General features: G+C 37.5%; 11 protein-coding genes. 8 read left to right on the forward strand and 3 right to left on the reverse strand.

Annotated features, from left to right (window positions below):
* Positions 1-75: 75 nt before the first annotated feature.
* Together ACTJIV_RS13110 and ACTJIV_RS13115 are read right to left on the reverse strand one after the other, a co-directional pair.
* Positions 76-723, reverse strand: coding sequence for a LolA family protein (locus ACTJIV_RS13110; RefSeq protein WP_223559619.1), 648 nt, complete (start codon positions 721-723; stop codon positions 76-78).
* 65 nt (positions 724-788) lie between these two features.
* Positions 789-3,335, reverse strand: coding sequence for a DNA translocase FtsK 4TM domain-containing protein (locus ACTJIV_RS13115; RefSeq protein WP_440627973.1), 2,547 nt, complete (start codon positions 3,333-3,335; stop codon positions 789-791).
* Between the two features lie 557 nt (positions 3,336-3,892).
* On the opposite strand from ACTJIV_RS13115, the gene ccsA reads away from it, so the two are divergent.
* The 3 genes from ccsA (at position 3,893) to ACTJIV_RS13130 (ending at position 8,595) form a co-directional block, all read left to right on the forward strand.
* Positions 3,893-7,162 carry a cytochrome c biogenesis protein CcsA gene (gene ccsA, locus ACTJIV_RS13120; protein ID WP_440627975.1) on the forward strand — a complete coding sequence of 1,090 codons (3,270 nt, stop codon included), beginning with the start codon at positions 3,893-3,895 and terminating at the stop codon, positions 7,160-7,162.
* Positions 7,163-7,374: 212 nt separating this feature from the next.
* A complete protein-coding gene (locus ACTJIV_RS13125) occupies positions 7,375-8,238 on the forward strand; it encodes an SPFH domain-containing protein (RefSeq protein WP_111953218.1) in 864 nt (287 codons plus the stop codon).
* A 159-nt stretch (positions 8,239-8,397) separates the two neighbouring features.
* Positions 8,398-8,595, forward strand: a complete 198-nt coding sequence (locus ACTJIV_RS13130; protein ID WP_111953220.1) for an Arc family DNA binding domain-containing protein — start codon at positions 8,398-8,400, stop codon at positions 8,593-8,595.
* Between the two features lie 94 nt (positions 8,596-8,689).
* Here the strand turns inward: ACTJIV_RS13130 and ACTJIV_RS13135 are convergent, their stop codons facing one another.
* Positions 8,690-8,842, reverse strand: a complete 153-nt coding sequence (locus tag ACTJIV_RS13135; protein WP_040995320.1) for a histidine kinase — start codon at positions 8,840-8,842, stop codon at positions 8,690-8,692.
* 135 nt (positions 8,843-8,977) lie between these two features.
* Here ACTJIV_RS13135 and amaB point away from each other — a divergent pair, with 135 nt between their 5' ends.
* The 5 genes from amaB to ACTJIV_RS13160 all read left to right on the forward strand — a co-directional run bounded on the left by amaB (position 8,978) and on the right by ACTJIV_RS13160 (position 13,624).
* Positions 8,978-10,528 (forward strand): L-piperidine-6-carboxylate dehydrogenase, encoded by a 1,551-nt coding sequence (gene amaB, locus ACTJIV_RS13140; protein ID WP_223559616.1) that lies wholly within the window; start codon positions 8,978-8,980, stop codon positions 10,526-10,528.
* 102 nt (positions 10,529-10,630) lie between these two features.
* The gene (lat, locus tag ACTJIV_RS13145; protein WP_111953224.1) at positions 10,631-11,956 is read left to right on the forward strand and encodes an L-lysine 6-transaminase; all 1,326 of its coding nucleotides are present in this window, start codon (positions 10,631-10,633) and stop codon (positions 11,954-11,956) included.
* A gap of 62 nt (positions 11,957-12,018) precedes the next feature.
* Positions 12,019-12,249 (forward strand): DUF2007 domain-containing protein, encoded by a 231-nt coding sequence (locus ACTJIV_RS13150; protein ID WP_111953226.1) that lies wholly within the window; start codon positions 12,019-12,021, stop codon positions 12,247-12,249.
* A gap of 290 nt (positions 12,250-12,539) precedes the next feature.
* Positions 12,540-13,052 carry an N-acetyltransferase family protein gene (locus tag ACTJIV_RS13155; protein ID WP_440627979.1) on the forward strand — a complete coding sequence of 171 codons (513 nt, stop codon included), beginning with the start codon at positions 12,540-12,542 and terminating at the stop codon, positions 13,050-13,052.
* Between the two features lie 116 nt (positions 13,053-13,168).
* On the forward strand, positions 13,169-13,624 hold the full coding sequence (locus tag ACTJIV_RS13160) for a transcriptional regulator (protein WP_034727861.1): 456 nt from the start codon (positions 13,169-13,171) through the stop codon (positions 13,622-13,624).

Here is a 13,624-nt window from a genome sequence, read left to right on the forward strand (position 1 = left end):
GTGGCTCTTATAATTTTTATTACTTTTTATATTAACAGGTAAAGAGGTAATTGCTCTTGTCCCATTTTTGTCTTTTTAAAGCTCTGTAATGATGTAGTTTTTGAACTTGTTTTTGTCAAAAACAAACATATTAGGATCCAGTGTCTGGTTTTCTTTATATTCTTTGATGGCAATTACAGCTACATCTTTATTGTTGCCATGCTGCTCCAGTTTTACCATTTGCTTTTTAGCAGAATCTACAAAAAGATAGACATGTTGGATTCCGTTGGATTTTACAGGGGTCAACTTAATGAAATCTGCATTCACTCCGTTTACATTCTTTTTCCCATTATAGGTTACGTTATAATCATTTCTGTAGGTTGAAAGATAATTGATAGGGGAGAACATGCTGCTGCTTCCGTTAGGTTTTGCAATGGTTACCTCCATATCGTCTGCATTGATGTTGTAGATTTTGCTTCCATCGAAGATCTGTTCCGTATCCATGATCTTCAGCTTATATTTATCTCCTGCAGAATAGTAAATTCCCGGTTCTGTTTTGGTTACCTGTCCGTTCACACCAGTTCCGAAAGAAAATTTGAAGTAAGAGTTCTTTTTAGACTTGTAGTTGGCTGTGATATCGTCAAGAATTTTTTTAGCTTTCGCATCAATTTTCTGTGCATCGGCAAATCCTACAGCACCTATTACAAAACTTCCGACTATAACTTTTGAAATAATATTTTTCATTTTTTTATTTAATAAACTTTAAACATTCTAATGCTTCAAGGTTTAATTTATAAAGCATCTTTCCTTTAACTACGCAAATCTTCCAAAAACTGTTCCAAAGAATGAAGGTCGCTGATAATCACCTCTCTTGCTTTTGCTCCGTTAAATCCTCCTACAATACCGGTAGCCTCAAGCTGGTCCATAATTCTTCCTGCTCTGTTATACCCCAGTTTCAGCTGTCTCTGCAACATGGAAGTAGATCCTTGCTGTGTAGAAACAATGATTCTTGCCGCTTCTTCAAATAAAGCATCCTTCTCATTCGGATCAAAAGCGCCTACCGTACTGGTAGAATCTTCAGAAACAAATTCAGGAAGCAGGAATGCAGATGAATAGCCTTTCTGCTCGCCGATATATTCTGCAAGTCTTTCCACTTCCGGTGTATCTACGAATGCGCACTGAAGTCTTAAGATCTCATTTCCGTTGAAATAAAGCATATCACCTTTACCAATCAGCTGGTCTGCACCCGGAGAATCCAGAATAGTCCTTGAATCCACACTGGAAATTACTCTGAAGGCAGCCCTTGCCGGGAAGTTGGCCTTAATCATACCCGTAATTACATTGACAGAAGGTCTCTGCGTGGCAACAATCAGGTGAATTCCTACTGCTCTTGCAAGCTGCGCGAGTCTGGCGATCGGAAGCTCAACTTCTTTACCTGCTGTCATGATAAGGTCGGCAAACTCGTCCACTACCAAAACGATGTATGGTAAATAACGATGTCCATTCTCTGGATTTAATTTTCTTTCCGTAAATTTCTTATTGTATTCTTTTAAGTTTTTACAGAATGCATTTTTAAGAAGGTCATATCTTGTATCCATCTCTATACAAAGAGAATTCAGGGTATTGATCACTTTATTCGTGTCTGTGATGATCGCTTCCTCAGCATCCGGAAGCTTAGCCAGATAATGTCTTTCAATTTTTGAATATAATGAAAGTTCAACCTTCTTAGGATCCACCATAACGAATTTCAATTCGCTTGGATGTTTTTTATAGAGGAGAGAAGTAAGAATGGCATTAATCCCTACAGACTTACCCTGACCTGTAGCACCTGCCATCAGTAAGTGAGGCATTTTTGAAAGATCGGCCATGAATACCTCATTAGAAATCGTCTTTCCGAAAACCACAGGAAGATCCATATCGGTATTCTGGAATTTGTGGGAAGCAATAACCGAACGCATGGAAACCATCGTAGGATTTTTTCTCGGCACCTCGATTCCGATTGTTCCTTTTCCAGGCATTGGGGCAATGATCCTGATTCCTAAGGCGGAAAGGTTCAGGGCAATATCATCCTGAAGTTTTTTAATAGCTGACACTCTGATTCCGGCTTCCGGAACAATTTCATATAAAGTAACTGTTGGACCTATCGTTGCCTTGATCTCAGAGATGCCGACATTGAAGTTCTTTAAAAGTCCTACAATCTTATTTTTATTTTCTTCTAATTCTTCTTGATTGATTGAAATTTCTTCGCTTCCGTAATCTTTCAGCAATTCCACTGTAGGCATTTGGAAACCTGCCAGATCGAGTTTATGATCATACAGTCCGTGTTTTTCTACAAGTTCCTGTGATTTCCTGTCAGAATCATCCAATACATCTACTACCGGAGCGATCTCTACATTAAATTTAATATTGTCCTGAGCAGGAGTAGAAACTGGAGGAACCGGACTAATCGCCGGACTTACCGGTGTCATATCAAATGCCTGTTCCGGAGTTGAAGTAGGAACAGAAGGTTTGGCATTCAGATTTAAGCTGACAGGTTTCTCTTCCTCTTCAAAAGAAGTCTGGTTAGGCGTTACAATAGGTTCTAAATCTGTTACAGGCTGAACTTCCGGAAATCCTTTAGGAACGTTTACCGGTTCCTGCTCTTTAGTTTTTGCCTTATTCGAAACGTCTGTAACGGTAACATTCTGGCCGGCTTCTGCAGCTTCCTCTTCAAGTTCGGCATCTGCTTCAAAGTTTTCCTCTGAGCTTGGCATCATGGATTTAACTTTGCCGATCGTACTGTCATTGATCTTGTCCAGTTTGGCTTTAATAGAGCTTGGGCGAAGATTGAATTCTAAAATAAAATATAAAAGAATGCTTGAAACAAGTACTACCCAAAGTCCTACAGGTCCGATGATGGCATTCAGATAATCCATGATCTGGTAACCGTAAACGCCTCCTAAAACACCCTGGCCTTTAGTTACAGCTCCCATAAAAATAGGAAGCCAGCAGATAAAAAACAAAGAGTGTCCGATGGTTTTCCATGGTTTGAAGGTTCTTTTTTTAAGGATAAGCGTTCCCACAACCAAAAATAAGAAGGCAATAATGAAGGATGCGATCCCGATGCTTTCGAATATAAAAATATTTCCCAGCCAGTCGCCTACCTTCCCAAAGATATTTGAAGATTTTATCGTTTTGTCGGTCATAGTTCCTGCCTGACTCTGGTCTGCTTTCCAGTTCATCAAATAGGAGATGAACGAAAATGCCAGAACGACAGAGAAAAGTATAAAGGTAAGCCCGAAAAATATACGTGGCTTAGATAGTATTCTGCCTTTATCAGGCGATTCAGTCTGTTTTGTCTGTGTCTTTTTATCCATAATATCAATGTGGCAAATTTAATGTTTTTTCAACATTAATAGAATCTTTTTTTCTGCAAAAAAGATAGCGTAATTTAGGGTTATTTTTTAAAATTAAACATCAGTTTTAAGATATTTTTTTTCCTGAAATGTACTGCAGCAGGTACTTTTAAACTCCTTCAAAATGCACCAGCTATTGCTCCGCTAATTTTGTTCCATAAAGTGTAAAAGTGAAAAAAAAATCAAAAAATATGGTCAAAAAACATCCCGGCATTTTTGCCTGGCCTTAATTTCGTTATCACCAATCAACACAAAATAATAAAGAAGATGAAGGACACAGTCTTATAATTATTGACGTAATAAAATGATTATTTGCCTGTAGTAATCAGAACTGACCACAGATAAGTAAGTTAGATCCGGAATTTCATGATCTTAAAATCGAATTTTCCTTAATGAATTATATATTATTAAGAATGATTCAAAATAACCAAAATAGGCCTTTAAATGACAAAAAACAGCTTTTTTTAGCCTCTTTGTTGTTTATCATCCTTATTTTTGCATGTCAAGTAAAATAAATCATGAAGAAGCTCCAAGATATTCTTATCTCAACCAGAACAATGGCTGTGCTGTTACTGGTGTATGCATTTGCAATGGCGTATGCAACGTTCTTAGAAAACGACTACGGAACTCCTACAGCTAAAGCGCTAATTTATGAAGCAAAATGGTTTGAATTAATCATGTTTCTGCTCATTCTCAACTTTATAGGAAATATCGCAAGATACAGACTGTGGAGAAGAGAAAAATGGCCGGTTCTGGTATTTCACCTTGCCTTTATCCTTATATTTATAGGAGGTGCTATTACAAGATACATCAGTTTTGAAGGGACAATGCATATCAGAGAAGGTGAAACTTCCAATGAGATTGTAACTGACAAAAATTTCTTTAAAATCCAGATTGAAGAGAAAGGGGATGTTCTTAACTATCAGGATGTTCCTTATCTGATGTCTCCTTTGCATAAAGACTTTAAGGCAACCTATGATTTCCACGGAAAGGAAATAAAGGTGTTTACAAAAGACTATATCCAGAGAAAAAAAGACAGCTTAATTGCTGAGCCCAACGGCGCAGAATATCTTCACCTAGTGTCTACAGGAACTACCGGAAGACAGAATATTTACATCAAACCGGGAGAAACAAAATCTATCAACGGAACTTTAGTAACGTTCAACAGAGCGATAGACGGTGCGGTAGAATTTAAAAAAGAGGACGGAAAACTGTTCATTAAAACGCCTGTTGATGCAGCCTTTATGACTATGGCAACGCAGGCTACCGGAAGTACCAAGAAAGATGAATTCCAGCCTTTGGTATTGAGAAGTTTATATACGATCAACGAATTGAAACTGGTTGTTCCTGAAGGTCTTAAAAAAGGGAGGCTTATGGCTTTTGAAGGCGATAAAAAGAAAGATGCTATGGTACCGGATGTAATGAGAATAGAACTTCAAGGGCCAAAAACAAGACAAATGGTAGATCTTTCTGTAGAAAAAGGAAACCCGAATGCATACAAACAGGTAACAATGGATGGCCTGAATATTATGGTAGGTTTCGGACCTAAAGTATATACTACACCTTTTGCATTGAAATTGGATGATTTTGTGATGGAAACCTATCCGGGAAGTACATCTCCAAGTGCTTATGAAAGCCACGTAAAGATCATTGATGAAGGAAAAGAAACCCCTTATAAAATTTACATGAACCACGTTCTTAACCATAAAGGTTACCGTTTCTTCCAGTCAAGTTTTGATCCGGACAGAATGGGAACCGTACTTTCTGTAAACCACGATTTCTGGGGAACCATTATTTCTTACATCGGATACGGACTTCTGTTCTTAGGAATGTTTGTGATCTTCTTCTGGAAAGGAACTCACTTCTGGAAACTGAATAAAATGCTGACTGATGTTAATAAAAAGAAGACGGCAGCAGTGCTTTTAGTGCTATTAAGTTTAGGATTAAATGCACAGAAAATTGAAACCCATGGCACAACAGACGGGAGCAGAGAACATATTCATGTGGAAGGAGACAATCATTCTCACGCTCCGGCTCCGTCTGCCCAGCCGCTTGATGGAACTGCTCCAAAGCAGAACTCTCTGGCAACACCAATGGGCAAAATGAGATCTATTTCTCCGGACGAGATTATTGCCAGAAACAAAATCAGCAAAGAACATGCAGATAAATTCGGATATCTTCTGGTTCAGAATTTTGAAGGAAGAATTGTTCCTATCAACACGGAAGCACTGGATATTTTAAGAAAATTATATAAGAAAGACGAGTTCAAGGGAACAGATGGAAAGTCTCTTACGGCTAACCAATGGTTCCTGTCGATCAATACAGATACGCCAAGCTGGACTATGGTTCCTATGATTAAAGTAGGAACAAAAGGAGGTGACGAATTAAAAAATAAAACGAAGGCTGATGATGAAGGATATACTTCACTGATGAACCTTTTTCCGGCAGATGCTAACGGTAATCTTACCTATATCCTGGAACACGATTACAACACGGCATTCCGTAAGAAACCTTCTGAGCAGACCAATTATGATAAAGAAGTGATTTCTGTAAACGAAAGAGTACAGATCTTCAACGAGTTTTTCAGCGGCCAGTTTATGAGAATCGTTCCTGTGAAGAACGATGCCAACCATACATGGCATTCATGGCTGGATCAGAAATTTGAGCCGGATATGGAATCTCAACAAGTGATGGGTCCTTATTTTGCAGAAGCTCTTACCGCGCAAAAAACAGGAGACTGGAGTAAAGCCGATGCTGAGCTTGCAAAACTTTCAGACTACCAGCAGAAGTGGGGTAAAGCAGTAGTTCCTGCAAAATCTAAAGTGGATCTTGAGGTTTTCATGAATAAAGTGAACATCAACTTCAAATTATTGATCTTCTATACTATAATCGGAGGACTTCTTCTGATCTTAGGATTTGTAGAATTGTTCAAATCCAATAAGATTTTAAATAAAGTAATCAAAGTAATTATTGCTATAGGCATAGTAGGGTATTTATGCCATTTCTTAGGCCTTGTAGCAAGATGGTATATTTCAGGACACGCACCTTGGAGTAACGGATACGAGGCAATCATCTTTATCTCTTGGGTAGGTATTACAGCCGGGTTGATCCTTTACAGAAACGCGAACGCTCTTATTCCTGCAGCCGGATTTATGGTAGCAGTTATCATGATGGGATTTGCACACGGAGGTTCAGCACTTGACCCTCAGATTACGCCACTTGTTCCGGTATTGAAATCTTACTGGCTGATTGTTCACGTAGCGATTATTACCTCAAGTTACGGCTTCTTTGCCCTGTCAATGATTATTGCTGTAATCTCTTTAGTATTTTATATTATTTCAAATAAAGAAACATATAAGCTTCACCACGACACCACATTGAAAGAACTGGTAATCGTTTCTGAAATGTCGCTGACGATCGGTCTTTTTGCTTTGACTGTTGGAAACTTCTTAGGAGGTATCTGGGCCAATGAATCTTGGGGAAGATACTGGAGCTGGGACCCGAAAGAAACATGGGCTTTCATCTCCATTATGGTGTATGCTTTTGTCCTGCACATGAGATTGGTTCCCGGACTGAGAAGCAGATGGGCATTCCATGTAGCCACAATGTTTGCTTTCTGTTCTATGGTAATGACCTACTTCGGAGTTAATTATTACCTGAGCGGACTTCACTCATATGCAGCAGGAGATCCGGTTCCGGTTCCGGCATGGGTATACATTGGATTGGGAACTATGCTGGCTTTATCAGCTGCTTCTTATTTCAAGTTTAAAGTTTTAACGAAGAAATAGATTTCTTTCAATATAAAATCAAAATCCTGGAATTCATTTTCCGGGATTTTTTTTTCACGTTTTAGGATCTAAATAACCTGAAACTAATGACCTCATAATATTCAAACTCACATCCAGAAATCCGCACTAAAAAAAATTAGATTATAGCTCAAAATCTTAAAGTTTATTTATATCTTTATGATATCAAAACAATATCAAATTAAATTACAATCATGGAAAAAGTATTAAAGCCTATGTCAGGCTATCTGGCGTTAGTATTCTGTCTGGTTTTATTTGCCGGAGCAGTTTATTTTTTTATTTCCGGAGTTGAACAGAGTATTACATTCGTGATCATTGCAATGCTGTGCTTTCTGCTGTTCTGTTTTTTTCTGAAGGGACTGATGATCATTCAGCCGAACCATTCAAGAGTGTTGAATTTCTTTGGAAAGTATGTGGGAACAGTGAAAGACAACGGACTGTTTTTTATCAACCCTCTGTATTCTTCACAGAAAATGTCATTGCGTTCAGAAAACTTACAAGGGCAAACTCTGAAAGTAAACGATAAAATGGGTAACCCTATTGAAATCGCAGTGGTAATGGTCTGGAAAGTAGGAGATACCTACAAAGCAGCTTTTGACGTTGAGCGTTATTCAGACTTTGTAAGAATGCAGAGTGAAGCTGCGGTACGTCATTTGGCGATGAGTTTTCCGTACGACAATTTAGAAGATGACCATGCGCCGATTACTTTGAGAGAAGGAGGTGATAAGATCAATTCTATTTTGGAGCAGGAGCTTACGGATCGTCTTTCAAAAGCGGGAATTGTGATTCAGGAAGCGAGAATTTCTCACCTTGCTTATGCTTCGGAAATTGCAGGAGCAATGCTTCAGAGACAACAGGCAACAGCAATTGTTGCAGCAAGAACCAAGATTGTGGAAGGTGCTGTAGGAATGGTGGATTTGGCATTGAAAAAGCTTTCAGAAGAAAATATCGTAGAGCTTGATGATGAAAGAAAAGCAGCCATGGTCAGCAATTTAATGGTGGTGCTATGTGGTGAAAAAGCAGCCCAGCCCATCTTAAATGCAGGAACTCTTTATTAGTAAAATAAAGAGAGAAAAATGAAGAATAAATACTTAGATTTCATAAAAAACTTAGCCGGGTAAAACGCCTTGCGAACAGATAGAAAAGTTTATTTAAACGAAATCTTTGCGTCTTTTATGTTATTAAAAAAGTATTACTAAACAGGCAAAGAGAAAAGGATGAAATCGGAAAAAACTTCAAAATCCTCTGAAGCTAAAGGCAAAAAGTCATTCGTCATAAGAATCGATGAAGCGACCTATAAGCTGGTGGAAAAGTGGGCGAATGATGAATTCAGGAGTGTAAACGGGCAGATCGAGTATCTGCTGCATCAAAGCCTGGTCAATTCAGGAAGGAAAAAGAAAGACCAAGAAGGATAGGATAAAATAAGATGAAGATTATTAATCCAATAAAAGGACAATAACACTCCAATTAACCTTACTAAAAAGGAAAGCAGAGAAATTTCTCTGCTTTTTATTTTATACAACTCTGAAGCGTATCAGCTCCGAAGTAGAATATAACGAGCCAAATCAAGCCTTTGATCGTGAAAAAAGCAAATCCTGCCCAGCCTACACGTTTGAACCACTTCTTGAACTTCGAATTATTATTTTCCTGTGAATTTTCCATGTCTGAATATCAAAAAATTACATGACAAAGATAAGCATGTTTATAATTAGTCCAAATAAAAAGCATGTTAAAAATTAAAATTTTGAGGTTCGCATAATATTTCTATCTTTAGAGGAAACGAAAAGTAAACATTTTATGTCTAAAAAAGTAAAGGATTTCGGAATCGAAAAAACACTCAAAAACCTTGGTATTAAAGAAGAAAATAAGGGGACTTCAGTGGGCGGAAAATATTTTGCTTCGGGGAAAACGATAGAAAGTTTTTCTCCCGTAGATGGCAGGCTAATCGCTAAAATTAAGACTTCCGGAGAAAGTGATTATGACAAAGTAATTGAGACGGCTCAGAAGGCGTTTCAGGAATTTAGATCCATCCCTGCTCCTAAAAGAGGGGAGATCGTTAGACAGTTAGGTCAGAAATTAAGAACATATAAAGATGACCTTGGAAAACTTGTTTCTTATGAAATGGGTAAATCTCTTCAGGAAGGTCTTGGGGAAGTTCAGGAGATGATCGACATCTGTGATTTTGCAGTAGGGGTATCCAGACAGCTTCACGGCTATACCATGCATTCAGAAAGACCAGGTCACAGAATGTATGAGCAATATCATCCGCTTGGCGTTGTGGGAATCATCACTGCTTTTAATTTCCCGGTTGCAGTTTGGGCTTGGAACACAGCTCTAGCCTGGATCTGCGGAAATGTTACCATCTGGAAGCCGTCTGAAAAAACACCTTTATGTGCTATCGCTTGTCAGAACATTATGTCTGAAGTATTAAAGGAGAACAATCTTGCCGAAGGTATTTCAAGTGTACTGGTTGCTGATCATGAGATCGGGCAGAAGCTGGTTGATGATAAAAGGGTTTCCCTGGTTTCCTTCACAGGTTCTACAAGAGTGGGAAGAATGGTTTCTTCCAAAGTGGCAGAAAGATTCGGGAAATCTATCCTTGAATTGGGAGGAAACAACGCGATCATTATTTCCAAAGATGCAGATATCGACATGTCAATCATCGGAGCTGTTTTCGGAGCAGTAGGTACGGCAGGACAGAGATGCACATCAACAAGAAGACTGATCATCCATGAAAGTGTTTACAATGAAGTAAAAAACAGATTGGTAAAAGCTTATGGACAGTTGAAAATCGGAAATCCATTAGACGAAAATAACCATGTAGGGCCGCTTATTGATGTAGATGCAGTGAATCAGTATGAAGAAGCTATCAAGAAATGTAAGAAAGAGGGCGGAAAATTTGTAGTTGAAGGAGGTGTTTTAAGCGGAAAAGAATACGAATCAGGATGCTATGTGAAACCATGCATCGCAGAAGTGAAAAACTCTTACGAGATCGTTCAGCACGAAACTTTCGCGCCGATCCTGTATCTGATCAAATATAAAACATTGGAGGAAGCTATTGCTATCCAGAACGATGTTCCCCAGGGATTATCATCTGCTATCATGACTCAGAACCTGAGAGAAGCAGAATTATTCCTTTCTCATGCAGGTTCAGACTGCGGTATTGCCAATGTAAACATCGGAACTTCAGGTGCTGAAATTGGGGGTGCTTTTGGTGGTGAAAAAGAAACAGGAGGCGGAAGAGAGTCCGGTTCTGACGTTTGGAAATACTATATGAGAAGACAAACCAATACTATAAATTATACAGCTCAACTTCCTTTAGCACAAGGAATTAAATTTGATTTGTAAAAATTAGGTTTAAATCAATTCAACAAAAAAACTAAAAATTAATAACCTGAATGTTTAAGACTTTTAATCATTCAATTATTAAATCACACAACTATTTTAATTATGGAACAAACAATTGATATAAAAGCAAATAAAGTAAAGGAAACCGTAGGAAGACACGTTTTGGCAGACGGCTTTGATTTTGTGATGGATATAGAAAAATCTCACGGATCATGGCTGTATGACAAGCTTACAGACAAAGAATACCTGGATATGTTCTCTATGTTTGCATCAGCTTCAATAGGCTACAACCATCCTTATCTGGTAGAAAGATCAGAGTGGCTGGGGAAAATGGCTGTCAACAAACCTACTTTGGCAGACGTGTATTCAGAGGAATATGCCCACTTTCTGGAAGTTTTTGAAAGAGTAGTGATTCCTGAAGAACTACAGTATGCTTTCTTTATCGAAGGAGGAACATTAGGAGTAGAAAATGCAATGAAAGCATGCTTCGACTGGAAAACCCGTAAGAATTTTGAAAAAGGCCTTCAGACAGAAGCTGGAATCTGTATCCATTTCAGACAGGCATTCCACGGAAGAAGCGGTTATACTTTGAGCTTAACCAATACTTCCGATCCTAGAAAATATCAGTATTTCCCAATGTTTGACTGGCCAAGAATCTTAAACCCTAAGCTATCTTTTCCAATTACAGAAGAAAATTTAGAGGAAACCATCAAGAATGAAAGGCTGGCTCTTCTTCAGATCGAAGAAGCAATTCTTATGAACCCTGATAAAGTAGCTTGCATCATCATTGAGCCTATCCAGGCCGAAGGTGGTGACAATCATTTCAGAGATGAGTTCTTAATGGGGCTGAGAAAACTTTGCGATCAGAACGAAATCTTACTGATCTTTGATGAAGTTCAGACAGGTATTGCCATCACAGGAAAAATGTGGGCGTTTCAGCATTTTACAGCGAAACCGGATATTATTTCTTTCGGGAAAAAAGCCCAGGTTTGTGGTGTTTTGGCTAATAAAGAAAAATTTGATGAGATTCCAAATAACGTTTTCAGAGAAAGTTCAAGGATCAATTCTACGTTCGGAGGGAACTTTATTGACATGCTTCGTTTCCAATTGGTGATGGAAGTTATCGAAAAGGAAAACCTGGTTGAAAATGCAAGAGTAGTTGGAGATTATCTGTTGGAAAGATTAAAAGAGCTGGCTCAGAAATACCCAGATAAAATATCAAATGCAAGAGGAAGAGGTCTTATGTGTGCCATTGATCTTCCTTCTGCAGAACAGCGTAACCGTTTGATGAACGAGCTTTTCAAAGACGGACTGATCATTCTTCAGTGTGGAGATCACTCCCTTCGCTTCAGACCGCATCTGAATGTTACTCAGCAAGAAATTCAATTGGCTCTTGATAAAATAGAGAACAATATTAATAAAATTTAAATTCAAAGATTTGTAATTTTAAAAAATACATCGTATATTTAGATACTCAAACGATATAGAATATGGAAAGAAGTACGAGAGTATCGGTTTTTGAAAGTGACAAGCCTTCAGAAATCCAGCTAATAAAGTCTAAATTGGATGATGCACAAATTACAAACAGCGTCGAGAACAATTATCTTACATTTACGACAACGCCTACCGCAACGTCATTAAAAATTATGGTAAAGTTGGAAGACGAGAAGAATGCATTTGAAGTTATAGATGCTTATCTTCAACAAAGTGAAAATCAATAAAACAATTTCATAATTTTAAATTTTACTACTTCGAACCGAAAATTAATTTTAATTAGTTTTCGGTTTTTTGATTCAAATAATATTAATTATTAAAGATTTAAGTATTTAAAAATTTGAGATGTAGAGATTAGAAATATTGGATCATGACTCAATTAGACTACATTATTCAATAGAGGCGGGCTTTAGCCCGTCTTAAAAATTAAAAAATTACAATTGGCTTTAGCCAAAACTTAAAAACATATCCAAATCTTTTAAATACTTAAATCATTCAATTCAATAAACAACTAACAATGAATTCAGAGACCAAACTTAGAAAAGCAGAAATTAATGACAGGGATATAATTTGGGGAATTATCCAACAATCCATTGAAAGAAGAAAACAGGACGGGAGTACCCAATGGCAGAATGGATACCCTAATTTAGGAACCGTAGAAAGTGATATTGCAAAAGGCTTTGGGTATGTCCTTACCATTGATGGGGAAATTGCCGTTTATGTAGCATTGATTTTAAATGACGAACCTGCCTACAGTACTATTGAAGGAGCCTGGCTAAGCGATGGAGAATTTGTTGTTGTACATAGAGTGGCGGTTGATGGAAAATTTGCCGGCCAGGGTATGGTGAAAAAATTATTTGATCACATTGAAGATTTTACAAGATCTCATGGAATTCAAAGTATAAAAGTAGATACAAATTATGATAATAATGCCATGCTGAAGATCCTTGAAAGTAAGGGTTATTCCTATTGTGGTGAAGTATTGTTGGCCGGAGGAATGAGAAAAGCCTATGAAAAGATTATAATTTAAGCCAAAAGTTAAATCATGTTTCATTGAATTTTTAAAAGAATCTTCATTTATAAACTCTATCATGTTTGTTCGTTTAGTTCTGAACTAATTTCTACTTTTGTCAAAATTTTTATATTATGCACCAAAGTATAGAAATTGATGAAAAAATTTTTCAAGATGCTGTAAAATTTTACGGCACCGTTTTCAACCTACCGCCATTAGCTTCAAAGATTTATGCTTACCTGCTTTTCGATTATGAGAAAGTGGGAATTACCTTTGACGAATTTGTGGAAGTACTCTCCGCGAGTAAAAGTTCTGTTTCTACCAGTATATCACTACTGTTGAATGCACAGCTGATTATTGACCACAACAAAATGGATGAGCGAAAACGGTATTTTTTCATCAATGATGAGTATAAAAAAATCAGATTTGAAAAAATTGTTCAAAAAATGGAGGACGAACTCAAACTACTGGATGACTTAAACAACTTTAAAAAAAATCATGATAATGAATACAACGAACGGGTAGAAGCTTACAAAGCACTTTTATACAAAAACATAGAAAATATTCAGGAATCTCTTAATAAACTTTAA

The sequence above is a fragment of the Chryseobacterium sp. 22532 genome (genome assembly GCF_052044665.1).
Classification (GTDB): domain Bacteria; phylum Bacteroidota; class Bacteroidia; order Flavobacteriales; family Weeksellaceae; genus Chryseobacterium; species Chryseobacterium lathyri.